This window comes from Mycobacterium sp. 2YAF39 (genome assembly GCF_052114565.1).
Lineage (GTDB): Bacteria > Actinomycetota > Actinomycetes > Mycobacteriales > Mycobacteriaceae > Mycobacterium.
The window spans coordinates 83,180-106,734 of sequence record NZ_JBFREZ010000010.1 but is presented as its reverse complement, the minus strand read 5'-3'; the positions used below and the strand labels follow the sequence as shown (position 1 = coordinate 106,734).

Sequence of the window (23,555 nt, the reverse complement as noted above, 5' to 3'; positions counted from 1 at the left end):
TCAGCGCGCACCAATCCTCCCGCTGCACGTCGGCCACGCGCCCCAACCTTGCCGCGCTCGAGTGACCTCAGCAATCGCGATTTGCTCTTCTCTCGTTGCCAAATCTGCTCGCCCAGCATACCTCAGACCACCGTTGCGTTCCCAAGTGTTTTGATCAAATTGAACGCCACCGTAGAAACCGTTACCCGTATTGATGGCCCAATTACCTCCAGCTTCGCACCGAGACAGGGCGTCCCAAGTACCTCCGTTGGAGACTTCCGGAACTTCCGTACCAGGCTTGGCGCCGACCCTCAACACACCGTCTCGAGCTGGGACGACTACGACATTGGCTACTGGCATTCTGCCCGTCTCTACACCGTTGACCTTCGCGATGGCAAACGTGACGTCCTGGGTGCCGGGGGCACCGGGATCTTCGACGATCTGGCGGCTCATATTGAGCTCCGGATCTTCGATACGCAGGCTCGCGGGAGGCAGCGGCGCACGTTCGGTGGCCTTCTCCAGCCGGATCCGCGTCACCTGGATCTGCATCCCGTCGACGATCGGCGACGATGCGGCGGGCACGACCTGATCACTCTGCTCGAGGGGCACTCCCGCGGCCTCCAAGAGGCCGGCGACGTTTGGTGCGGCCAGGCGGACAGTGCGCATCACGCCGGCGTCAGCCAACTGCACGGTCTTTGCGCTGACGACGGGAAGCGACATCCCTGCCAGCGGCACCCGGCTCCCGCGGGACGCCGCCGCGGGCGCTTTGTCGGTCATCCGCAGCTGGCTCAGCGCCTCGGAGACGGTGGACGCGGTGGTCCACACCTCGCGGCTGTCTCGGCCGTCCGTGGAGATCTGCAGGGGCCTGCTGCGACGGAGCACGATCGTCTCGGATTGGTGCACCGGTTCGTTGGCCGCCGGGTAAAGATCGTCGCGTTCGCCGACCTCGAATCCGTTCTCCTTGACGACATCGATGACACGCGACTTCATGGTTGCCACGGTGATGTTCGAACCGTCCACTGCGAGGGTCACTGTCTTATGCGCAGCAACCGCGTATCCACCTGCAAAGGTCAGCGCAAGCAACATCACGCCGACCACGAGTCGCAGTATTGGTGACCGCTCTTCGTGAATCCTATTCAAGATGTTCAAAACGTCGTCTATCCCGACTATCGGACGGAGTGCCATGCCTGGTAGCGCTCCGCGTTTGATCACAAGACGGTAACGAATCGCGTCAAGCGCAGCAACTCGTCAGCCCGTAGACACGGGCGGCCGTCGAGCTTGTTTCTTGCGCAAGCTCCTCAGCAGGCCTGTTGAGGAGTTCTGCCAGCGCACGGACAGTGTAGGGCAGACAGTAGGGCTCATTTGCCGCCCCGCGGTACGGATGGGGCGTCAGGAAGGGCGCATCGGTCTCGACGAGAAGTTGCTGAGCGGGTATCAGCGACGCCGCTTCCCGTAGCGCGGTGGCATTGCGGAAGCTGACCGTTCCGGACAGGCTGAGGACCCAGCCGTTGGCCACACAGGTCCTCGCCATATCGGCGCCGGACGAGAAACAGTGAAAGATCACGACCTCGGGCGCGCCCTCGGCGCGCAGGACGTCGAGGACCTCGGGGTCGGCGTCGCGGTTGTGGATCATCAGCGGCTTGCCGGTGCGCTTGGCGAGGTCGATATGCCAGGCGAACGCGTCCCGCTGGGTCGCCGGATCGGCACACCCGTCAAGCTTGCCCGGCCAGTACATGTCCATCCCGGTCTCCCCGATGGCCACCACGCGTGGGTGCTCGGCAAGCCGCTCGATAACCGCCTTGGCCTCGTCGGTGAGCGCGTCGGCGCGGGTTGGATGCAATGCGACGGCTCCGTACACCCGCGCGTCGGCATCGGTGGCCTCGGTGACCCAGCGTGCGGACGCGAGGTCGTCGGCGATCGTCACGACGGCCTGCACTCCGACCGCCTCGGCCCGGTCGACGATCGCGCGGATGCTCTCGGCGTCTGTGGCGCCACACGCATCGAGGTGGGTGTGCGCATCGACGAGCGGTACGAGCGGTTCCGGGGCCGGGGGCTTCTCCCGTCTGGCTGGGCGCTTCTCACTCACCGCCACACCATAAGCTGAGTCCCAAATGAGTGAGCCTTTCTACATCACTACCGCCATCGCCTATCCCAACGGCGACCCGCACATCGGGCATGCCTACGAATACATCGCCACCGACTCGATCGCGCGGTTCAAGCGCCTCGACGGTTTCGACGTGCGCTACCTGACCGGCACCGACGTCCACGGCCAGAAGATGGCCGAGACGGCCGCCGCCCTTGGCATTTCGACCGCGGAGCTGGCACGGCGCAACTCGGATGTGTTCCAGGGGTTGCAGGAGAAGCTCAACATCTCGTTCGACCGGTTCATCCGGACGTCCGACGCCGACCACTTCGACGCGTCGATCGAGCTCTGGAAACGGATGAACGAATCCGGCGACATCTACCTCGACACGTACGCCGGCTGGTATTCGGTGCGCGACGAAGGCTTCGTCACCGAGGCCGAAACATCCATCAACGCCGACGGTGTCCGGGTGGCCACCGACACCGGCGCCCCCGTGACGTGGACCGAGGAGCAGACCTACTTCTTCCGGCTGTCGAAGTACGCCGACAGGTTGATGGCGCACTACGAGGCGCATCCGGAGTTCATCGAGCCGGGGGTGCGGCGTAACGAAGTGGTCAGCTTCGTCTCCGGCGGGTTGCGCGACTTCTCCATCTCACGCACGACCTTCGACTGGGGTGTGCCGGTGCCCGACCACCCCGACCACGTGATGTACGTGTGGGTCGACGCGCTGACGAACTACCTGACCGGCGTCGGCTTCCCCGACACCTCATCGGAGTTGTTCCAGCGGTTCTGGCCTGCGGACCTTCACATGATCGGCAAGGACATCATCCGGTTCCACGCCGTCTACTGGCCTGCGTTCCTGATGTCGGCGGGAATCGAGTTGCCGCGCAAGGTCTTCGTGCACGGCTTCGTTCTCAACCGCGGCGAGAAGATGAGCAAGTCGGTCGGCAACGTGGTCGATCCGATCGCACTGGTGGACGCCTTCGGTGTCGACCAGGTGCGCTACTTCTTCCTGCGCGAGGTGCCGTTCGGTCAGGACGGCAGCTACAGCGAGGACGCGATCATCGGCCGCGTCAACGCCGACCTCGCCAACGAGTTGGGCAATCTCGCACAGCGGTCGCTGTCGATGGTCGCCAAGAATCTCGACGGAATCGTCCCCGAGCCAGGGGAATTCACGCCGGAGGACACTGAGCTGTTGGATTTGGCCGATGGCTTGCTCGAGCGGGTGCGCAAGCATTTCGACGCAACCGCCATGCATCTGGCGCTGGAAACCATCTGGTCGGTGCTCGGTGCGGCCAACAGGTATTTCTCCGCGCAAGAGCCGTGGGTACTGCGCAAGTCCGACGAGACACGGTTTCGCACCGTGCTGTACACGACGCTGGAGACCGTGCGGATCGCGACGCTGCTCAGCCAGCCGGTGATGCCCGAGTCGACGGGCAAGCTGCTCGATCTGCTCGGCCAGAACGACGACCAGCGGACGTTCGCCGCGATCAATGACCGGCTCGTGCCGGGCACCGAGTTGCCCGCCCCGGTCGGCGTGTTCCCTCGCCACCAGGTGGAGTGACCCACGTCACTTTCTGTCACGATCGGTGGACGGGCGGTGTCTTGGGGGCATGACTGAAAACCACGCAACCAAGGTCGTCGTCATCGGCGGCGGCTACTCCGGAACACTCGCGGCCAACCATCTGAGGATGCGCGGCGACGGGAACATCCCCGACATCACGCTGGTCAACTCGCGGCCGAAGTTCGTCGAACGAATCCGGCTGCATCAGCATGTGGCGGGCAACTATGACGCGACCGTGGACTACGGCAATCTGCTCGGTCACGGCATCACGCTCGTCGTCGACACCGCGACCCGCATCGACACCGCCAACCGCACCGTTGAGCTGGCGTCGGGTCAGACGCTGGGCTACGACTACGTCATCTACGCGGTCGGCAGCACCGGCGTCGTCCCCGCGTCGGTACCCGGCGCGGCCGAATTCGCCTATCCCCTCGCCGAACTCGAGCAGGCGCAGCGTCTGCGCGCAGCCCTCGACGACCTGCATCCGGAGGCGCCGGTCACCGTCGTCGGCGCCGGCCTGACCGGGATCGAAGCCGCCACCGAATTCGCCGAGCAGGGTCGCAAGGTGACGCTCGTCTGCGGTGGTCAACTCGGGCCGTACCTATCAGGGCCCGGGCGCCGGTCGGTCGCCAAGGTGTTGCGCAAGCTCGGCGTCACGGTGCTCGAGGCCGACGTGGTGACCGAGGTCCGCCCGGATGCCGTCGTGTTCGAAGACGGCGCAATACGTCCCAGCGCCGTAACCGTCTGGGCCGCCGGGTTCGGCGTGCCGGACCTGGCCACCGCCAGCGGATTACGCACCGACGAGATCGGCCGCCTGCTCACCGACGAAACGCTCACCTGTGTGGACGACCCGCGTGTCATCGCCGCAGGCGACTGCGCGAACCCATCCGGCCAGCCGTTGCGCATGTGCTGCGCGTCGGCGACCCAGCTCGCACCTCAGGCCGCCAACACCGTGCTCAGCCGGATCGCGGGCACCCCACCGGCCCGGTTCGAATACGGATTCGCCGGAGCCTGCATCAGCCTGGGCCGCAAGTCCGGCATCCTGCAGGTCGCCCGCAAGAACGACACCTCAGTCGACGTCTACTTCAGCGGTCGGCTCGTCGCCAAGATCAAGGAGGGGATCTGCAAGGGCACGCTGTGGGCGCTGCGCCGGGAGGCGGCCAAGCCGGGAACCACGTTCTGGCTCAAGGGCGGACCGCGTCCAGAGCAGCCGGTGTTCGCGCCGAAGGTGGTCACGGAACCGTGACCGGCGCGGGCCCCGATGCCGGCTCGGCAGGCAGAGACCACGCCGAGCGGTTCACCCATCTGCGGCCGCTGCTGTTCACGATCGCCTACGAGATCCTCGGTTCGGCAACCGAATCCGACGATGTGCTGCAGGACAGCTATCTGAGGTGGGCAAACGTGGACCTCGCGACGGTGCGCGACACCAGGTCGTATCTGGCACAACTGGTGACCCGCCAGGCGCTCAATACGCTGCGGGAGGGTGCGCGCCGTCGCGAGGACTACATCGGACCGTGGCTTCCCGAGCCGCTGCTGCTCGACGACCGTGATGCCTCCGCCGATGTCGTACTCGCGGAGTCGGTGTCGATGGCGATGCTGGTGCTGCTGGAAACACTGACACCGGATGAACGGGCGGTATTCGTCCTGCGCGAGGTGTTCGGATTCGACTACGACGAAATCGCCGGGGCGGTCGGCAAATCCGCCGCGACGGTGCGACAGATGGCGCACCGCGCCCGCGAGCACGTGCACGCCCGACGCAACCGGTTCGGGCCCGTCGACGCCGAGCGCACCCAGCAGATCACCGAGCAGTTTCTCGCCGCCGCGTCCACCGGCGACATGGACGGCTTGATGGCGCTGTTGGCGCCGGGAGCGACCTGGACGGCCGACCACGGCGGAAAGGCCACGGCGATCCGCAGGCCGGTCGTGGGCGCCCGACGGGTCGCCGCGATCATGGCCCGCCTGTTCCAGGTGGCCGGTGAGATGCCGGACATCCGATTCGAGTCAGCCGTCTACAACAGTGCTCCGGCGGTGGTCGTCTACACGGGCGATCACCTCGAGGGCGTCTTCGTGTTCGAAGTGATCGACGAGAAGATCACGAACCTCTACGCGATGCGCAACCCGGACAAACTGATCGGCATCACGACCCCGCGCGTGATTACCCGTTAGTGACGTGTGACACATTGCGCGCGAAGCTGTCACACTCACGATGTGCGCGGTGTCTCGAGGACAGACCAGCTCTGAGCCGAACGGCCGCCTCCGGCAGCCGGGAAGAGCAGGATGACCCGAGGAGATCGACATGACCGAACGGAAGACCCGCGTGATCGTGATCGGCGGCGGATATGCCGGCGTGCTGGCGGCCAACCACCTGCGGCTCAACGAAAACGTCGACATCACACTCGTCAACCCCCGCGACAAGTTCGTGGAGCGGATCCGTCTTCACCAGCTGGTGACCGGCTCCGACGATGCGGTGGTCGACTACCCGGAGATCCTGGGTGACGGCATCGGACTGACCGTCGACTCGGTGGCACGCATCGACGCGCCGCGGCGCCGTATCGAGCTCGCCAGCGGCGACGAGTTGGCCTACGACTACCTCATCTACGCCATCGGCAGCCACGGCGCCGAGCCCGTGGTGCCCGGCGCCGCCGAATTCGCCTATCCCATTTCAGAACTCGAACATGCCCAGCAGCTGAAGAAGGCATTCCACGCTGCGGGCGAGACTGCACCGATCACCGTGATCGGCGCGGGCCCGACCGGGCTCGAAGTGGCCGCGGAATTCGCCGAGGAGGGCCGTCGCGTCACTCTGGTCTGCGGCAGAGTCCTCGGGCCGTACCTCCACGCCCGCGGTCGCCGCGCGGCCGCCAAGCGGCTGACCCGGCTCGGCGTCACCATCGTCGACGGACCCGGCACCACCGCGACCGAGGTTCGCCCCGACTCGGTGATCCTGGCCGACGGGCGCACGATCGCGAGCGCGGTCACCGTCTGGACCGCCGGCTTCGGCGTGCCCGACCTGGCCACCCGCAGCGGCCTGCGCACCGACGCGGCCGGCCGCCTGCTCACCGATGAAACCCTCACCAGCGTCGACGATCCCCGGATCGTGGCCGCGGGTGACGCGGCCGCACCGTCGAACCTGCCTCTGCGCATGAGCTGCCAGGCTGCCATCCCGCTGGGCGCCCAGGCAGCCAACACCGTGCTCAGCCGCATCGCGGGCACCGAGCCCAGACAACTGAATCAGGCGTTCACCGGCCAGTGCATCAGCCTCGGCCGCAACGGCGGCATCGTTCAGCTCGCGCATCTCGACGACACCGTGATGCCGCTGCACATCGGCGGCCGCACCGCAGCCACGATCAAGGAGGCGGTGTGCAAGGGCACCGTCAGCTTCCTGACCCGCGAGGCGCGCAAACCGGGAAGCTACTTCTGGCTCAAGGGCGGTAAGCGCCAGCAGAAGGTGGCTGCTGCGGAGCAACCGGTGCGACCGTGATTGACGACCACGCCGAACGATTCACGGCCCTGCGTCCGCTGCTGTTCACGATCGCTTACGAAATCCTCGGCAGCGCAACCGAATCCGACGACGTATTGCAGGAGAGCTACCTGCGCTGGGCCGCGGTCGACCTGTCGACGGTGCTGGACACCAAGTCCTACCTCGCCCAGCTCGTCACCAGGCAGTCCCTCAACGCGCTGCGGGCCCAGTCCCGCAGGCGTGAGGACTACATCGGCCCATGGCTGCCGGAGCCGCTGTTGGTGGAGGCCGGCAACAACACAGACGCGTCGTCCGACGTGATCTTGGCCGAATCGGTTTCGATGGCGATGCTCGTCGTCCTCGAGACGCTGAGCCCGGATGAACGCGCGGTATTCGTCCTGCGCGAGGTGTTTGGCTTCAGCCACGACGAGATCGCCTCGACGATCGGCAAGTCCACGGCTGCGGTTCGCCAGATGGCCCACCGCGCCCGCGAGCACGTCCAGTCACGGCGCAAGCGGTTCGAGCCCGTCGACCCGAAGCTGTCCATGGAGATCACGGCGCGGTTCTTCGCCGCGGCGTCGACCGGTGACGTCGACGGGCTGATCGAGATGCTGTCGACCGACGTCGTGTGGACCGCCGACAGCGACGGCAAGGTCAGCGCGGCACGGCGTCCGGTGTCGGGTGCCGAACGGGTGGCCAAGCTGGTGATCGGACTCGTGCGCGTGGCCGGCGAGTCGGGCCGAGTGGAACCCGCGATGTACAACAACGCCCCGGCGCTGAAGCTGTACCTCGGCGACAGCTTCGAAGGAGTCATCACCGTCGAGATCACCGGCGGCCGGATCAGCCACTTCTACGCGATGCGCAATCCCGACAAACTGGCAGGCGTCGACATCCCGCGGGAGATCAGCCGCTAGCTCTCTGCCACGCTTATCCGGTGCGGACCGAATGGCTCGGCGACCTTGGCAGCGCCCCCGCGGTACTGCGCGCGGTCGACGAGGGCGGCCGTCGCCTCGGTCTCGCGCCGCCGGCCGCACTGATCGGCGAGTGGTTCGGCTCGGGCGCCGTCATCGCGCCGACGGTGACGGTCGCACCCGTCGACGTCAGCGAGGTGTTCAACGTGCCGCCGGGCGGGGCGGGCGACGCCGTGGGGGGCGGATGGTTCGGCTACCTCTCCTATCCCGACGCGGGCGCCGACGGCCGCGGCCCACGCCTTCCCGAAGCCGCTGGCGGCTGGTCGGACTGTGTGCTGCGCCAGGACCGTGACGGACACTGGTGGTACGAAAGCCTCTCCGGCGCACCACTTCCGCAGTGGCTCGGCGATGCGGTGCGGTGCCCGGTACCGGCACGCCATAGCGAGATCATGTGGGCGGACGCCGATCGGGACGCACACCGCCGCGGTGTGCTCGCATGTCTGGATGCCATCGCGGCGGGCGAGGTCTACCAGGCATGCGTGTGCACGCAATTCGTCGGCAGGGTCGCCGCCGGAGCCCCGATCGACTTCTTCGCCGACGCGGTGGAGCGCACGTCCCCGGCGCGGGCGGCATATCTCGCCGGCCAGTGGGGTGCCGTGGCATCGCTGTCGCCGGAGCTGTTTTTGCAGCGGCGCGGCGACGCGGTGACGTCGAGTCCGATCAAGGGCACGCTGCCGCTCTATGAGGATCCCTCGGAGTTGCGCGCCTCGGTCAAAGACGTCGCCGAGAACATCATGATCGTCGACCTGGTGCGCAACGACCTGGGTCGCGTCGGGGACACCGGCACGGTGACGGTGCCGGAACTGTTGGTGGTGCGGCCCGCGCCCGGTGTGTGGCACCTGGTTTCGACCGTGTCGGCGCGGGTGGGCGTCGACGTCGCAATGGCCGCCGTGCTCGATGCGACGTTCCCTCCGGCATCGGTGACCGGCACACCCAAGCTGCGGGCCCGCCAGCTGTTGCGGGGCTGGGAGCCGTATCGCCGCGGAGTGTATTGCGGCACAGTCGGATTGGCGTCACCCGTGGCGGGCTGCGAGTTGAATGTGGCGATCCGCACGGTGGAGTTCGACACCTCGGGTGACGCGGTGCTCGGGGTTGGTGGCGGCATCACCTCGGACTCCGATCTCGACCGCGAATGGGAGGAGTGCCTGCACAAGGCCGCACCGTTCGTCAACATAAATGCGACGCCGCGCGCTATGCAGCGCGCGGCGTCGGGGAAAAGGTCCTAGGCATCCGAGTCTATGTGATGACCGTCACTCTCGCAAATATTTCGCGAGAATGCGCCCGACGGCTTCAGCGTAGCCCGCTACAACCGTGTAATACCAGGTCAAACCGTTCGGGCAGCGCATCCTAGCCTTCGGAGCGTGCCGATAACACGGCTTCATACAGCAAACGCCGAGATGGGGCGCCCGGATGCAGGGCGATGACCTCGGCGCAGGCGTCTTTCACTCGTGCACCGGCCTCGACGAGCGCATTGACCTCAGCGATCAGCGTCTCGATATCGGCCCGCGGGGCCGAGCCCGCCAGGACGACGGTGATCTCACCCAACACGCCCTCGTCCGCCCACTGAGCCAGCTCGCCCAGCGGGCCGCGCACGATCTCCTCGTGCGTCTTGGTCAGCTCCCGGCAGATGACGGCCTCGCGGTCGGAGCCCAGAACGTCGACGGCGTCGCGCAGACAGGCCGCGAGCCGTCGCGGCGACTCGAAGAACACGCACGTACGTGGCTCGGCGGCCAGCGTCGCCAGCCAGGCCGACCGCGCCGAATGCTTGCGCGGCGCGAAGCCCTCGAAACAGAACCTGTCGCACGGCAGGCCCGACACCGCCAGCGCCGTCGTCACGGCCGACGGACCGGGCAGGCAACTGATCGTCAGCCCGCTGTCGACACACGCCGCCACCAGCCGGTATCCGGGGTCGTTGATCAGGGGCATACCGGCGTCGCTGACGAGCAGCACCGTGGCCCCGCCTGCGATCTCCGCGACCAGGGCCGGGACGCGCGCCGCTTCGTTCTGGTCGAAGAGGCTGACCACCTTGCCCGCGGGCTTGACGTCGAGGGCCTGCGCCAGGCTCCGGACCCGCCGGGTGTCCTCGGCGGCGACGACGTCGGCATTGGCCAGGGCGCTGGTCAGCCGCGCGGATGCATCCCCGGGCTGGCCCAGGGGCGTAGCGCCGATAAGCAGTCGGCCGACACTCATTCCGGCGGGCACGAGCGATGGGCCCCCGCACGGAGTGCAGGGGACGACCGGGGAATCGTCATCAGGACAGCCTACGATCGCTTGCGTGACCGCCCCCGCTACCGAAGCCTCGCGCGCGGTCCCCGTCATCAGTCCCGCGCCTCTGGTGCCGGTCGCCGACTTCGGTCCGGTCGACCGCTTGCAGGGCTGGGCGATGACCGCCGTGGTCACCGCGCTGGCCGCGGTGACGCGTTTCCTGAACCTCGGATCGCCGACGGATGCGGGCACGCCGATCTTCGACGAGAAGCACTACGCCCCGCAGGCCTGGCAGATGCTGCACAACCACGGCGTCGAGGACAACCCCGGCTACGGGCTGGTGGTCCATCCGCCGGTGGGCAAGCAGTTGATCGCGGTCGGCGAGGCGGTGTTCGGCTACAACGGACTGGGCTGGCGCTTCGCGGGCGCCGTCTGCGGCATCATCACCGTGCTGCTGGTCGTACGAATTGCGCGGCGGATCAGCCGGTCCACCGTCGTCGGCGGAATCGCGGGCCTGCTTCTCGTCGCCGACGGCGTCAGCTTCGTCGCGGCACGCACCGCGCTGCTCGACGGCTTCCTGGTGATCTTCGTGGTGGCGGCGTTCGGTTGTCTGATCGTCGACCGCGACCAGATGCGCGAGCGGATGCACGTCGCGCTGCTCGAGGGCCGCATCGGCGAGACGCCGTGGGGGCCGCGACTCGGCGTGCGGTGGTGGCGGTTCGGCGCCGGGGTGCTGCTCGGATTCGCCTGCGCGACAAAATGGTCGGGGCTGTATTTCATCGCGTTCTTCGGGGTGATGACGCTGGCCTTCGATATCGCCGCGCGCCGGCAGTATCGCGTCCCGCGGCCGTGGCTCGGCGCCTTCCGTCGTGACCTGGGCCCGTCGCTGTATGCGCTCGTGCTGATTCCGTTCGGCGTCTACCTGGCGTCCTATGCTCCGTGGTTCGCGTCGGAGACCGGGGTGAATCGCTATGAGGTCAGCAGGTCGATCGGTGCGGACAGCATTTTGCCGATACCCGACGCACTGCGCTCGTTGTGGCATTACACGTATTCGGCGTACACGTTCCATTCCGGCCTGACCAACGCCGAAGGCAACCACCACCCATGGGAATCCAAGCCGTGGACGTGGCCGATGTCGCTGCGGCCGGTGCTCTATGCGATCGACAACGAGAACGTTCCCGGCTGCGGCGCGCAGTCGTGCGTCAAGGCGGTGATGCTCGTCGGCACCCCCGCGATGTGGTTCATCGCGGTGCCGGTGCTGGCGTGGGCGCTGTGGCGGACGTTCGTCAAGCGCGATTGGCGCTACGCCGCGATCCTGGTGGGTTACAGCGCAGGATTTCTGCCGTGGTTCGCCGACATCGACCGGCAGATGTACTTCTTCTACGCGGCGACGATGGCCCCGTTCCTGGTGATGACCATCGCGATGATCCTCGGCGACATCCTGTACAAACCCGACCAGAATTCGGAACGAAGAACGCTCGGCCTGATCGTGGTGAGTTGTTATGTCGCGCTTGTGCTCACGAACTTCGCGTGGATGTATCCGATACTCACCGGCATACCGATTTCGCAGTCGACCTGGAACATGCAGATCTGGCTGCCGTCCTGGAGCTAGAGCCCGTTCACGCCGAAATCCGACTTTTGTAGGCCGCCACTCGCACTTTCTCTGCAAAACTCGGATTTCGGCGTGACAGGAGCTAGAGCGGGTCGCGGTCTGCCGGGCACGACATACACCGCGGGCCGCCGCGTCCGGTACCCAGCTCCGACGCTTCGATCGGCAGCACCTCGATACCCGAATCCGCCAGCCGGGCATTGGTTTCGGAGTTGCGCTCGTATGCGATCACCACGCCCGGCGCCACCGCGAGGGTGTTGTTGCCGTCGTCCCATTGCTCCCGCTCGGCGGTGACGGGGTCGAGGCCTGTCGCGATCACCCGCAGCTTCTCGATACCCATCGCTTCCGCGGCGGCGATCAGGAACGGTCGCGCTTCGTCGATCCGCACGCCGCCGGCGCCGTCGCGATGAATCGTGAACGCCGATAGCGAATCGACGATGCCCGGATACATCACGACCGCATCGACGTCGACCATCGTGCACACGGTGTCGAGGTGCATCTGCGCCCGCTCCTGTGCGATCGGCACCGCCAGCACGGTGTGCGCGAGATCGTCGTCGAACAGGCTGCGCGCCAACGCCTCGGCACCCGCAGGCGTGGTCCGCTCCCCCACCCCCACCGCGACGACACCCGGCGCCAGCAGCAACACGTCGCCGCCCTCGACGGGCGCGGACCGCGACTCGTAGGCCCTGCGCACACCCAGGAAACGCGGGTGGTGCGCATAGATCACGTCGGTCAGTGACGTCTCGCGGGCACGCGCGGGCAGGGCCAGCGACGTGATCGCCACCCGGGGACCGATCCAGAACGAGGAGTCGCGGGTGAACAGCAGATTCGGCAGTGGATCGATGACGAAGTCGCCGCCGTGGTGCATCCGTCGCACCAGCGACAGTTCGCCGCCGGTGAACGGCAGCTCGTTGAACGTCATCCCCGCCATCAGCACCGACGCCAGCTCGCCTGCGTCCAGCGTGCGCAGGTAGGCCGAAAGCTCTTGCGCCAACGGCAGTCCCAGCCGGCGCGGGTCGACGGCAGCTGCAATGCCGTGCATGCGCGCCGCCCCGCTGTTCGCCAAACTCTCGGTCAGCAGATCGCCAAGCAGCAGCACCTCGACGCCGCGCGACGCCAGCACCGTGGCGAATGCGTCGTGCTCGCGCTGCGCCTTCGCCACCCAGGGCAGGCCGTCGAACAACAGCGCGTCGTTATTGCGCGGGGTCAGTCTCTGGAGTTCGGCGCCGGGCCGGTGCAGGATGGCGGCGCGCAGCCTGCCAACCTCGGAATTGCAGCTCGCCGTCACACCTAGCACCGTAACCGGCCCCGCGTCATCGGCGACCTCAACTATCGTTGAGGTCATGGAGTTGATCCACGAACTCACACCGGGGGACATGGCCGTTCGAAGCGGCGTGGCCGTATCGGCGCTGCACTTCTACGAACGCGAAGGGCTGATCGCCAGCAAGCGCACCGGCGGCAACCAGCGGCGGTACGCCCGCGAAACGCTGCGCCGCGTCGCGTTCATCCGGATGAGCCAGCGGCTCGGCATTCCGCTCGCACGTATCCGCGAGGCACTGACCACCCTGCCCACCGACCGTGTCCCGACGAGCAAGGACTGGGCCAGGCTGTCCGCCGGCTGGCGCCAGGACCTCGACGACCGCATCCTGCATCTCCAACGACTACGCGACAATCTCACCGGCTGCATCGGCTGCGGTTGCCTGAGCCTGAAGACCTGCGCGCTTTCCAACCCTGGCGACGTTCTCGCCACGGAAGGACCCGGCGCCGTGCGCCTCTGACCCTTCGAACGCCTGTGCGATAAGATCGCGGGCATGGAGCTGGCTCTGCAGAGCTCGCTGTTCGAGCACGCCGAACGGCGCCATCTCGCCAACGGTGCCTGGATCGAATACCGGTCCGGGTGGCTGGACGACGCCGACCCGCTGTTCGAGGAACTGCGACACGACATCCCGTGGCGTGCCGAACGGCGGCAGATGTACGACCGCGTGCTGGACGTGCCGCGGCTGGTCAGTTTTCACGATCTGGTCGACGAGCCGCCCCCGCATCCGCGGCTGAAGCAGATGCGCCGACGGCTCAACGACACCTATGCGGGCGAACTCGGCGAACCGTTCACCACCGCTGGCCTGTGCCTCTACCGCGACGGTGACGACAGCGTGGCCTGGCACGGCGACAACATCGGCCGCAGCCGCACAGAGGACACGATGGTGGCCATCGTAGGGCTCGGCGCCACAAGGGTTTTCGCACTGCGGCCGCGCGGCGGCGGCAAGTCACTGCGGATGGCGCACCGGCACGGCGACCTGCTCGTGATGGGCGGTTCGTGCCAACGCACCTGGGAGCACGCGATACCGAAAACGGCGCGGCCAACGGGGCCGCGGATCAGCATCCAGTTCCGGCCGCAGGACGTGCGCTAACCCCGTACCGCGGCGACGGTCGCGGTGAGCAGGTCGCGGGCGCGCTGGGTGTCGACGAGCGCGACGGGTTGGTCGGGCAGTACCAGCGGATTCGCGGTGACGATCACCAGAAACGTGCCGAAACTCGCGGTGTAGTTGTAGATCTCCCCCGAGCCCGGCTTGCCGTTGACCATGGTCTGCAGCACGCGGTGGGTGCCCATCGTCTCGGCGCCGTCGATCTGTGGCGCCTCCACAACCTCGATGAGGCCGCGCACGCCGCCGCCGGCGAAACCCACCTTCTTGCAGTTGTCGGCGGGCCGGTTGACCGGAACGGTCTGCGACGTTTCCACGGCGATCGCGATGAACCGGTTGCCGTCGCCCTCTGCGGTGGTGGCAGCCATGTTGCCCTTCACACCGGTAGGCAGCACCTGCGCGGTCGCGAACGATTTACAGTCGGCCGGATCGAATTGCAGACCTTCGGGCATCGCCTGGGGTCCGAGCAGCCGGGGGTCGATCCCCGTCGGCCCGACCTCGGTCACCTTGAACTGTGGGCCGAAACTCGACTTGACGTCCTTGGCGCGGGCGATGTCGGCGTTCGAGAGGTCGGCTGACTGTCCGGTCGAGCATGCGGTCAGCGTTGCGGCGCACACCAGGGCGAACTGGCTGCCGAGCGTTGCGCTCTTGGACATCGCCGCACACGCTACCGCGCAGACGGCGTCAACCCCGTAATGCCGCCACTGTTTTCACCATCAATGCACTCGCGAAATCGGCGCCCAGTTGTGGATTGGGCGATCCGGGGTCGGTCACCACGGTGACGAACGCGACGTGGTCATCCAGATAGGCGGTGACGGTGTCGGCGTGTGAATGGGTTTCGGTACCCCCCTCGACGACGGTCGTCGTTGCGGTGGCCATCGCGACGGTCTCCGTACCCTCGATCGCCGGCGCGGCGGTGCGGGTGACGGTGCCGCTTGCCCGTCCGCCCGACAACGTCCATTGCGTGCATTCGGCGGTCACTGCCGGATCGAGGTCCGCCGTCGACTCCGCCACGACCGCATAGACGATGCCGCCGGTCCCCGATCCCGACCAGCCTTTGACCGAGGCGGGGTCGACGGGCGGATCCGCCAGCACGCCGCACTGTTGCGGGTCGGCCGACCACTCGTCGCCGTACCCCCACAACCCTGTGGGCCGCACAGGTCCCGCGATGTCGGAGAACTCGTACCCCTCCGGCAGGTTGTCGCGCGCCCGATCGATCCTGGCGGGGTTGATCTGCGCCAACGCTCCAGGGGACATGGTCACTTCCGGCGGCGGGCGCTCGGGCGTGCCGCAGGCCGCAGCGAAAAGAGCCATCGCTGCACACATCGCGCGCACGCGGCCTTGATACCACAGAGAACCCTTATGGCTATCCATGCAACGAAACGCCTCTGCCGTGCGATGGAGAAGTACCAGGCAAATTAAAGATCGGAGGCCTCCATGCGCAATGGATGGGGTCTAATCACAACAATCGCATTGATCGGCGTCGCATTCGTATCCGCGGGCGCGGCGACGGCGAAGCCCGCCAAACCGGGCGGCAACGCTTATCAGACGATCGGCGAATTGGAATCCGCCGGCTACAACGTCGTCGTCGATCGGGTCGGAAGCGCCCCGATCAGCGAGTGCGTCGTCACCAATGTGCGGAACCCGCAACAGGTGACCCAGACAATCCCTGTCGGCGAGGGAAAGTACCGCGAGTACATCACCGTCGTCGTCAGCCAGTCGATCACCGTATCGCTGAACTGCGACGTCTGATCCGGCCGTCAGGCCGCCGCTTCGCCCGTACCGGCCGGCGCGGACCCCTGCTGACCCGTAGTGGTGGTGTCGTGGGCGTCGTTGCCGGGCTGCGCGGCTGACGGCGGCTTGGCGTCCTTCTGCGAGTCGAACCCGATCGGACCCCTGATCTTCGGCAGGCGGATCTTGTCCAGCGCGCTGCGGATCTGCTCGCCGAACCGGGCCACCGGCTTCGGGGTGACACGGGGTGTGGTCGTTCCGAGCTTCTCGGTGCCCTGTCCCTGGGCGCCCTGGTCCTCGATGACCTCTTGCCCGACATCGCCCGTGGCGACCTGCTGCTCGGTGTTGTCTCCAAGGTCTTCCTCAATGGCGCCTTCCTCGGGGACGACCTGTTCAGGAACGTCCTGCTGGGCTACCGGGTCTTCGGCCAACCGTGAAGAGAACATGAGATTCGCGTTCTGGGCGGCAGATGGCGGTGCCGGTAGCTCGGGACCGCCTACGCCGAACGGACTCGTCACCTCATCAGTTCCGAGGGGCCGATTGTCCACGTCTCCGGAGGACTCGGCGATCGCGTCGTCGATACCGACCGGGATGGCCTTGATGATGTTGACGATGGCCTGCACCGGGTTCCTGAACGGGAGCAGCCCCACCTTGGTGGCGACACCCGGATTGACGTCGCGCGCATAGCCGGCCTCGATCGCGGCCTTAAGCGGCGCCTCGAGCAGGGTGAGGATCGGCGACGGCACGAACGACTCGAACGGCATCAGGAGCGGCAGGCGCCGCGCGGGAACGATGTAGTAGTCGGTGTCACCGTGCGAGCCCTGATACTGAGCGTCGTCGAAGCTTGCGTTCTGAAGATCACCGTGCAGGTAGTAGTAGCCAAGGACGGCGTTCGCGATGGCCAGCGGGTTGGTGAGGCTGGCAGGCGCATCACCGCCGAGCCCGTCGTATTGCGCTGCGACGTCGACGGTTTCGTAGCATTCTGCACCGCCGTCGCAACTGTTCGTCGGGGTGGCGCCGTAGAAGGTGATACCGATGATCGGGATCGTGAGGCCCTCGGGTCCCCGCGCCAGGACGCCACCGTTGGGCCGCATCGGATTGGCGAGCAGGAAGAACGACACGTCGGTGCCGTCCGCGGGGCGGTTCGCGATCAGATCCTCCTTCACCAGAGAGGCCACGACGGCGCTCTGTGAATACCCGAAGACCGTGAAGTCGGGGCCCGGCGGAATGGCCGGGTTCGGATTGGCGGGGTCGTCGACCTCGTCGTTGAACGAGCACGCCGTTCCGCGCACACAACCGTTGAGGTTCCCGCGTCCCGCCCCGACGGACGAGTCGAACGTCTGGAAGCCGGACACGGGGAAGAACTGCGCGGGATAGGTGACGGCGTACACCCGATCGTTCGGCCCGACGCCGTCGATCGGATCACCGCCGGTGCCGGTGGCCGTGCCCGCTGCCGGGTCGATGAAGAGGGTGACGGCGTTGTCCAGGTAGGACTCGATGTAGTCCTGGTCGTCGCCGCTTGCCGTCAGCGGGTGACCGGTACCGCCCATGATGAGCGCGGTCGCCGCCAGCGAAACGATCGTCGCGCCGGTCCACGACACGACGAGCCCGACGACGCTCAGCAACGCCAGGCCCACCACTCCCAGCGAACGAATCATCCCCCGCATTTTCGATCCCCTTCTCGGCTGAACAGCGCCCCCGGTTCGCAGCACATATGCATCTTGGCCCAGAAATTCTCTGCGAGCCAGCAAACCTTTGGCCACTCTATAGCAAAATTCAGGCGTAGCGCCATCGGGGGGCCGACCGTAGGCTACGGCGAGATTTACGAAACGAGGAGACTGAATGACCACGTCATTGAGGGCCGGCGTCATCGCCATCTCGGCCGTCGCATTGGGCCTTGGCCTGGCCGCTTGCGGATCGGACACCAAGTCCGAACCGTCCGCGTCGAAAACAACCTCCAGCGAGGCATCGACCAGCACGTCCACCAAGACCAGTGAAGCCGCGCCCTCCACGTCGGCACAGCCGGCGGGTAAGAACTACACGATCGTCGACTACATCCGTGACAACGGCATCGTGGAGACACCGGTGAAACGTGGCGACCCCGGCTCGCCCACCATCAACCTGCCCACCCCGCCCGGATGGGAGGATGCGGGTGCACGCACCCCCCAATGGGCTTACGGCGCAATCGTTTCCACCGACCCGGAGTTCAAGGCCGATCCGCCCACCGTGGTGGCGCTCGTCTCCAAGCTGACCGGCAACGTCGATCCGGACAAGATCCTCGAGTTCGCGCCCGGCGAGATCAAGAACCTGCCCGGCTTCGAGGGCGGCGCGGAGGGGCAAGCCGACGAGCTCAGCGGTTTCGACGCCGTCCAACTCGGCGGCACCTACAAGAAGGACGGCGCCACACGCGCCATCGCACAGAAGACCGTCGTGATCCCGGGCAAGGACGGGCTCTATGTCCTGCAGCTCAATGCCGACGGCCTCGAAGATCAGATCGGCGCGCTGATGGACGCGACGTCGGCTATCGACGAGCAGACCACGATCACACCCTGAGGACCGAAACCAGCGATGATCCGATGACCACACCGCAACCACCGCACCCCGACGAACCGCCGCAACCGGCGCGCGGACTCACTCGTGAGGAACGCGGACGAGACATCAGCCAGGCGCAGGCCGAGGTAGAGGCCGAGACGTCGACGGTGCAGAAGTACCTGAAGACCATGAGTCCACGAACGATGTGGTCGATGGCAGAGGGTTATCCCGTGGTGCTCAAGCAGTTCATCCAGTTCTGCCTGATCATCATCTATCCCGCGTGGGTGGTCACGGTGCTGTTCGGTGCCGCGATGCATCTGCTCTTCTACGTCACCGTGTATCCGGTGCTGTGGCTGCTCTTCTGGCCGGTACGCGCATCCCAGAAGAAGAACCACCCCGAGGAATACGCCGAGTCACAACGGAAGAAGTAGCCGCGCGCCATGGGCCTCTTCAGCCGGACGCCGGCGGCGCGCGTGGTCGTGACGCCGGAAGTGGTGCGACGGCGTCACAAGGTGACGGCCACCGTCACCACCGACAGGCCGATCGACAAGGTGTCCGCGGCGACCCTGGAGTGGGGCTACACCAACTTCTACCGCTACCGATGGGCCGGGCGCGCGGATTCGATGGCCACCGAGATGAACGACGTGTGGTGGCTGATGGGCGAGGTCGGCACCGACGCGGGCAGCGAGAAGGACACCAGCGACTGGGTCGGCGTGACGACGGTCGAGATTCCGGTCACTGACGGCCAATTCACCGAGTTCTCTTCGTCGTTCACCGTCCCGTCGTGGGCACCGGGATCCTCGGATGATCTCGCGCGATGGTCGGCGCGGCTCACGGTCGACCGCGGCGGTCGCGACGTCGAGGCCCACGGCGACTTCACCGTCCTCGTCGGCCGCAACGACGCCCAACCCACCGACGAAACGCAGCGACGCATCGCCGGTGACGGCGAAACGGATCTGGCCATCGTGTTGCCGTCAACGGTCTTCGTCGCCGGCGCGACGATCAACGGCGGCATCACCCTGACGCCGAACGTCGACATGTCCGACGCTGAACTCGGAATCTACTGGGGCTACAAGCGACTCTCCCATCCATTGGCCCGTACACCGGCCGCCGGCGGCGGGGGCTCGACGGGTCAGACGGTCAAGCTGGGCAAGGGTATTCCGTTGCGCAAAGGGTCGCCGGTGACGGTGCCGTTCGCGCTCGACCTGCCCGCGGATGCGCCGCCTGCGGGTGAGGCGGTGCACTCGTCGCTGGTCTGGTTCCTCGAAGCCACGCTGATGTATGCGAAGTGGACGCAAGGAATCGAGAAGGTACGCCGGCAGATCGCCGTGGTCAGCGTCGCTTAGGCGCGCGACACCGCCGACGCGGCCGCGATCTGTTCGGGGCTGGGCCGGATACCGGTGTACCGCTCGAACTGCTCGGCGGCCTGCAGCGCGATCACCTCGGCCCCAGTGATGACGTCGACACCCGCCGATCGTGCCGCCGTGATGAGGGGTGTCTCAGACGGCAACGCCACCACGTCGAACACTGTGTGCGCCTTGGCGATCGTCTCCGCGCCGAAGGCGAGATCGTTCTCCTCGGCGCCCCCCGCCATGCCGACAGGGGTGACGTTGACGATCACGTCGGCGGTCCGTGTCCCGACGTCGGAGGCATACTCGTAACCGAGCCGCTCGGCGAGGGCCCGTCCCGTATCGGCATTGCGCGCGATGACGGTGCCCTGCCCAAAACCGTAGTCGCGGAATGCCGCAGCGACGGCGCTGGCCATGCCCCCACTCCCTCGCAGCAGCAGCGACTGCGCCGGTCGCAGCCCGTGCTCGACGATGAGCCGCTGGACGGCGATGTAGTCGGTGTTGGATGCGGTGAGGTGGCCGTCGTCGTTGACGATCGTATTGACGGCATCGATGGACTTCGCCGACTGCTCGACATGGTCGACGAGCGCGATGACGTCCCGTTTGAACGGCATCGACACCGAACAGCCCCGGATGCCCAGCGCGCGAACCCCGCCGATCGCGGCGGCGATGTCTGTCGTCGTGAATGCCTTGTAGATGAAGTCCAGGCCCAGCAGGTCGTACAGGTAGTTGTGGAACCGGGTTCCGATGTTGCTCGGCCGGGCCGCCAACGAGATGCAGAGCCGGGTGTCCTTGTTCAAGGGCGGCCGCATCAGCCCACCGCCTTGATGACCTGGTACGTCACCGCGCGGATCTTTTCGACCAGCGTGGACGGCAGCTTCAGCGAGCGTGGTTCAGGAACATCGACGACGGTGATGACGACCCCGAGATCGTCGCGGTGCCACTCGGCGCCGAAGCGGTCCAGGATCGCCCGCATCGGGTGATTCTCGGAGAGCACCCGCGCGGTGAAGCGTTGAACACCAACGTAATCCGCTGTCACAGCGAGTGCTCCCATCAGAAATGTGCCGATACCGCGGCCCTGATAGTCGTCGCCGACGATGAACGCTATTTCAGCATCGGAAGGGTCGGCTTCGTCGCGCACGTAGCGCGCATCGGCGACCACCGGACCGTCGGGTCCTTCGGTCATCACCCATACGAAATGGTGAATGTAGTCGACCTCGAACAGATAGGTCATCAACGATTTCGTCGGCGTGCGCATCGACTGGAAGCGGCGGTACAGCGTCTCGCTGGAGAACTCGACGGGCTCGTTCGTCGTGCGCTCGCTGTCCCCCGGCAGCACCGGACGCAGGTAGTACGTGGACCCGTCGCGCAGTTTTACCGGGATCGGTGTGATGAACGCGGCGAGCCGCTGCCGCGCCGTGCGTACCAGCTTCTCCACCATGCCCGGGATTTCGAGCATGGTCGCGAAGGCCTCGCGGCCGCCGACCCATCCCGTCAGCCGCTCGGTTGCCACCACAGTCGCGGTCCGCGGCATATCGCGCAGCAAAGCGATCTCGCCGACGATCAGACCGGGCGCCAGCTGCGCGACGGTGTCGTGTCCGTCAATTCCGGAATGGCTCACCTCGGCGCAGCCGGAGCCGATCAGCAAAAACGAAACGGCAAGCTCACCCTGCTGCATGAGCACCTGTCCTGGCGCCGCGCTCAAGGGCTGCAACTGCGCGGCCAGCGGTGCCAGGGCCTCGGTCGAGCAGCCGGCGAAGACCCCCAATTCGGCGAGTTCGTCGGCTCGGACGACAGTCTGGCCGGCCACGCCACGAGGCTACCGGCGTGGCCGAGGCGACGAGGAAGGAACGAGCGCCAGGGCGATAAGGCACTATTCGAAGAATGACCGACGCCCAGTTCAGCAGTCATGCCCAGTTGTTCGATCTGACCGGTAAGCGCGCCCTGGTCACGGGCGGCTCGCGGGGTATCGGGCTGATGATGGCCCGCGGGCTGGTGCAGGCCGGGGCCCGCGTGGTGATCAGTTCCCGAAAGCCGGACGCCTGCGAGGAAGCGCGCGCGCAGCTGTCGAGTTTCGGCGACGTGCAGGCCATTCCCGCAGACCTGTCCCAGCACGAGGAATGCGTGCGGCTCGCCGGGGAAGTCACCGGCGGCGGCGAGCTGCACATCCTGGTCAACAACGCGGGCGCGACATGGGGTGAGCCACTGGAGACCTTCCCCGACTCGGCGTGGGACAAGGTGCTCGACCTCAACGTCAAGTCACCGTTCTGGATGGTTCAGGCCCTGCTTGCCGCACTCCGCGAAACGGGGACCGCGGACGATCCGTCGCGGATCATCAACGTGGGAAGTATCGACGGCCTTCGCCCCAGCCGGCTACCGGTGTACTCCTACGTCAGCAGCAAGGCGGCGTTGCATCAGCTGACGCGGAAACTCGCCCACGATCTCGGGCCGGAACACATCACCGTCAACGCCGTTGCGCCAGGGCCTTTCCCGTCGAAGATGATGGCGGCGACGCTCGAGACGTTCGGGGATTCGATTGCGGCGTCGGCGCCACTGCGTCGCATCGGACGAGACGACGACATGGCCGGCATCGCGGTGTTCCTGGCCAGCCGGGCGGGGGCGTATCTCACCGGTGCGGTCATCCCCGTCGACGGGGGGCTCGCCACGACCGCGAGCGGATGACGTGGGTCCCAAGGAACAGCGCGACGGGGTCGACCTCACCAATCTCGACGAACCACTGACGCCCGACGCCGGGGCCACCAAGCGTGACCTCGTCGACTACCTCGACGCGGTCGCCGATCGCATACTGCCCGGCCTCGCCGACCGGCCGCTGACCGTACTGCGGGTGCTGCGCGGGCGCGAACCGTTCATGCAGAAGAACGTGCCGAAGTACACGCCGGACTGGATCGCGACCTCGACCATGTGGGCCGAGGCCTCCCACCGCGAGGTGCGCTATGCCCTGTGCAATGACCGCCGCACGCTGTTCTGGCTGGCCAACCAGCGCGCCGTCGAGTACCACCCCACGCTGGGGCTGGCAGGCGATGTCTATCGCCCCACACATCTGGTGCTCGACCTCGACCCGCCCGCCGACGACTTCGGGCAGGTCGTGGCCGTCGCTCATCTGGTGCGTCAGGCGCTGACCGACAGCGGGCTGGCCGGTGCGGTGAAGACCAGCGGCGCCAAGGGGCTGCACGTGTTCGTACCGATTGATCAATCGGCGCCGGTCGACGATGTCGCCGCGGCGACCCGGGCCCTGGCCGCCCGCGCCGAAGCCCTCGATCCGGACATCGCGACGACGGCGTTCATCGTGGAAGACCGGGGCGGCAAGGTGTTCGTCGACGCCACCCGCGCGGGCGGGGCGACGGTCGCCGCGGCGTACACCCCGCGACTGCGTCCCGGCACTCCGGTGTCGTTTCCGGTGGACTGGGACGAGCTCGACTCGATCACACCTGCCGACTTCACAGTCCACACGGCGATCGATGCGCTCTACGGCCGACCGACGTGGACCGAGTCAATGCCGCAGGCCCAGCGGCTGCCGGCCGACTTGATCGAACAGGGCCGCACCATTCCCGTCGCCCGGGTGGCGGCGATGCACGAGGGCAAGCGACGGGCCCGCGCCCGGCGTGAATCGTCCTAGGAGCGCCCCGACGGTAGACTC

Annotated in this window: 24 protein-coding genes; 15 read left to right on the top strand and 9 right to left on the bottom strand. The window is 66.8% G+C overall.

All coding sequences use genetic code 11. From position 1 onward, the window contains the following. Complete coding sequence (locus tag AB4Z42_RS24450) at window positions 1–1,128, bottom strand: transglycosylase family protein (protein WP_442011817.1); 1,128 nt, start codon at window positions 1,126–1,128, stop codon at window positions 1–3. Window positions 1,129–1,210: 82 nt separating this feature from the next. After that, window positions 1,211–2,065 (bottom strand): TatD family hydrolase, encoded by an 855-nt coding sequence (locus AB4Z42_RS24445; protein WP_442011816.1) that lies wholly within the window; start codon window positions 2,063–2,065, stop codon window positions 1,211–1,213. A 25-nt stretch (window positions 2,066–2,090) separates the two neighbouring features. On the opposite strand from AB4Z42_RS24445, the gene metG reads away from it, so the two are divergent. The 6 genes from metG to AB4Z42_RS24415 all read left to right on the top strand — a co-directional run bounded on the left by metG (window position 2,091) and on the right by AB4Z42_RS24415 (window position 9,277). Continuing rightward, the gene (gene metG, locus AB4Z42_RS24440) at window positions 2,091–3,626 is read left to right on the top strand and encodes a methionine--tRNA ligase (RefSeq protein WP_442011815.1); all 1,536 of its coding nucleotides are present in this window, start codon (window positions 2,091–2,093) and stop codon (window positions 3,624–3,626) included. A gap of 49 nt (window positions 3,627–3,675) precedes the next feature. Beyond that, the gene (locus AB4Z42_RS24435) at window positions 3,676–4,869 is read left to right on the top strand and encodes an NAD(P)/FAD-dependent oxidoreductase (protein ID WP_442011814.1); all 1,194 of its coding nucleotides are present in this window, start codon (window positions 3,676–3,678) and stop codon (window positions 4,867–4,869) included. Beyond that, window positions 4,866–5,789 carry an RNA polymerase sigma factor SigJ gene (gene sigJ / locus AB4Z42_RS24430; RefSeq protein WP_442011813.1) on the top strand — a complete coding sequence of 308 codons (924 nt, stop codon included), beginning with the start codon at window positions 4,866–4,868 and terminating at the stop codon, window positions 5,787–5,789. The genes AB4Z42_RS24435 and sigJ overlap by 4 nt, the downstream gene beginning before the upstream one ends. A 130-nt stretch (window positions 5,790–5,919) precedes the next feature. Then, complete coding sequence (locus AB4Z42_RS24425; protein ID WP_442011812.1) at window positions 5,920–7,101, top strand: NAD(P)/FAD-dependent oxidoreductase; 1,182 nt, start codon at window positions 5,920–5,922, stop codon at window positions 7,099–7,101. Continuing rightward, on the top strand, window positions 7,098–7,994 hold the full coding sequence (locus tag AB4Z42_RS24420) for an RNA polymerase sigma-70 factor (RefSeq protein ID WP_442011811.1): 897 nt from the start codon (window positions 7,098–7,100) through the stop codon (window positions 7,992–7,994). The genes AB4Z42_RS24425 and AB4Z42_RS24420 overlap by 4 nt, the downstream gene beginning before the upstream one ends. A 20-nt stretch (window positions 7,995–8,014) precedes the next feature. After that, on the top strand, window positions 8,015–9,277 hold the full coding sequence (locus tag AB4Z42_RS24415; RefSeq protein ID WP_442011810.1) for an aminodeoxychorismate synthase component I: 1,263 nt from the start codon (window positions 8,015–8,017) through the stop codon (window positions 9,275–9,277). A 121-nt stretch (window positions 9,278–9,398) separates the two neighbouring features. On the opposite strand, the gene rsmI is transcribed toward AB4Z42_RS24415, so the two are convergent. Continuing rightward, window positions 9,399–10,241: a 16S rRNA (cytidine(1402)-2'-O)-methyltransferase gene (rsmI, locus tag AB4Z42_RS24410; RefSeq protein ID WP_442011809.1), complete on the bottom strand. Its 843-nt coding sequence runs from the start codon at window positions 10,239–10,241 to the stop codon at window positions 9,399–9,401. An 85-nt stretch (window positions 10,242–10,326) separates the two neighbouring features. Here rsmI and AB4Z42_RS24405 point away from each other — a divergent pair, with 85 nt between their 5' ends. After that, on the top strand, window positions 10,327–11,868 hold the full coding sequence (locus tag AB4Z42_RS24405) for a dolichyl-phosphate-mannose--protein mannosyltransferase (protein ID WP_442011808.1): 1,542 nt from the start codon (window positions 10,327–10,329) through the stop codon (window positions 11,866–11,868). Window positions 11,869–11,950: 82 nt separating this feature from the next. On the opposite strand, the gene arcA is transcribed toward AB4Z42_RS24405, so the two are convergent. Further along, the gene (arcA, locus tag AB4Z42_RS24400; protein ID WP_442011807.1) at window positions 11,951–13,210 is read right to left on the bottom strand and encodes an arginine deiminase; all 1,260 of its coding nucleotides are present in this window, start codon (window positions 13,208–13,210) and stop codon (window positions 11,951–11,953) included. Between arcA and soxR the strand changes: the two genes are divergently transcribed. Beyond that, complete coding sequence (gene soxR / locus AB4Z42_RS24395) at window positions 13,209–13,643, top strand: redox-sensitive transcriptional activator SoxR (protein ID WP_442011806.1); 435 nt, start codon at window positions 13,209–13,211, stop codon at window positions 13,641–13,643. The genes arcA and soxR overlap by 2 nt on opposite strands. Window positions 13,644–13,676: 33 nt before the next feature. After that, window positions 13,677–14,273, top strand: coding sequence for an alpha-ketoglutarate-dependent dioxygenase AlkB (locus AB4Z42_RS24390; RefSeq protein ID WP_442011805.1), 597 nt, complete (start codon window positions 13,677–13,679; stop codon window positions 14,271–14,273). Here AB4Z42_RS24390 and AB4Z42_RS24385 read toward each other — a convergent pair. Further along, window positions 14,270–14,941 (bottom strand): DUF5642 family protein, encoded by a 672-nt coding sequence (locus AB4Z42_RS24385; protein ID WP_442011804.1) that lies wholly within the window; start codon window positions 14,939–14,941, stop codon window positions 14,270–14,272. The genes AB4Z42_RS24390 and AB4Z42_RS24385 overlap by 4 nt on opposite strands. Window positions 14,942–14,969: 28 nt before the next feature. Further along, window positions 14,970–15,599, bottom strand: coding sequence for a DUF5642 family protein (locus AB4Z42_RS24380; RefSeq protein ID WP_442011803.1), 630 nt, complete (start codon window positions 15,597–15,599; stop codon window positions 14,970–14,972). Window positions 15,600–15,722: 123 nt separating this feature from the next. Here AB4Z42_RS24380 and AB4Z42_RS24375 point away from each other — a divergent pair, with 123 nt between their 5' ends. Next, entirely contained in the window at window positions 15,723–16,037 is a 315-nt protein-coding gene (locus tag AB4Z42_RS24375) for a hypothetical protein (RefSeq protein WP_442011802.1), read from the top strand. Between the two features lie 8 nt (window positions 16,038–16,045). On the opposite strand, the gene AB4Z42_RS24370 is transcribed toward AB4Z42_RS24375, so the two are convergent. Continuing rightward, on the bottom strand, window positions 16,046–17,674 hold the full coding sequence (locus AB4Z42_RS24370; protein ID WP_442011801.1) for a PE-PPE domain-containing protein: 1,629 nt from the start codon (window positions 17,672–17,674) through the stop codon (window positions 16,046–16,048). Window positions 17,675–17,858: 184 nt separating this feature from the next. On the opposite strand from AB4Z42_RS24370, the gene AB4Z42_RS24365 reads away from it, so the two are divergent. From AB4Z42_RS24365 to AB4Z42_RS24355, 3 genes are read left to right on the top strand one after another with little or no spacing between them, the layout of a single operon-like run. Beyond that, entirely contained in the window at window positions 17,859–18,569 is a 711-nt protein-coding gene (locus tag AB4Z42_RS24365; RefSeq protein ID WP_442011800.1) for an LpqN/LpqT family lipoprotein, read from the top strand. Between the two features lie 23 nt (window positions 18,570–18,592). Beyond that, on the top strand, window positions 18,593–18,979 hold the full coding sequence (locus tag AB4Z42_RS24360; RefSeq protein ID WP_442011799.1) for a hypothetical protein: 387 nt from the start codon (window positions 18,593–18,595) through the stop codon (window positions 18,977–18,979). A gap of 9 nt (window positions 18,980–18,988) precedes the next feature. Beyond that, a complete protein-coding gene (locus AB4Z42_RS24355; protein ID WP_442011798.1) occupies window positions 18,989–19,894 on the top strand; it encodes a hypothetical protein in 906 nt (301 codons plus the stop codon). Here the strand turns inward: AB4Z42_RS24355 and AB4Z42_RS24350 are convergent. Further along, entirely contained in the window at window positions 19,891–20,709 is an 819-nt protein-coding gene (locus AB4Z42_RS24350; RefSeq protein WP_442011797.1) for a shikimate 5-dehydrogenase, read from the bottom strand. The genes AB4Z42_RS24355 and AB4Z42_RS24350 overlap by 4 nt on opposite strands. After that, on the bottom strand, window positions 20,709–21,707 hold the full coding sequence (locus AB4Z42_RS24345) for a GNAT family N-acetyltransferase (protein WP_442011796.1): 999 nt from the start codon (window positions 21,705–21,707) through the stop codon (window positions 20,709–20,711). The genes AB4Z42_RS24350 and AB4Z42_RS24345 overlap by 1 nt, the downstream gene beginning before the upstream one ends. A 74-nt stretch (window positions 21,708–21,781) precedes the next feature. Here AB4Z42_RS24345 and AB4Z42_RS24340 point away from each other — a divergent pair, with 74 nt between their 5' ends. Continuing rightward, entirely contained in the window at window positions 21,782–22,579 is a 798-nt protein-coding gene (locus AB4Z42_RS24340; RefSeq protein ID WP_442011795.1) for an SDR family oxidoreductase, read from the top strand. Window position 22,580: 1 nt separating this feature from the next. Then, window positions 22,581–23,534, top strand: a complete 954-nt coding sequence (locus tag AB4Z42_RS24335; RefSeq protein ID WP_442011794.1) for a DNA polymerase domain-containing protein — start codon at window positions 22,581–22,583, stop codon at window positions 23,532–23,534. The last annotated feature ends 21 nt before the right edge of the window (window positions 23,535–23,555 follow it).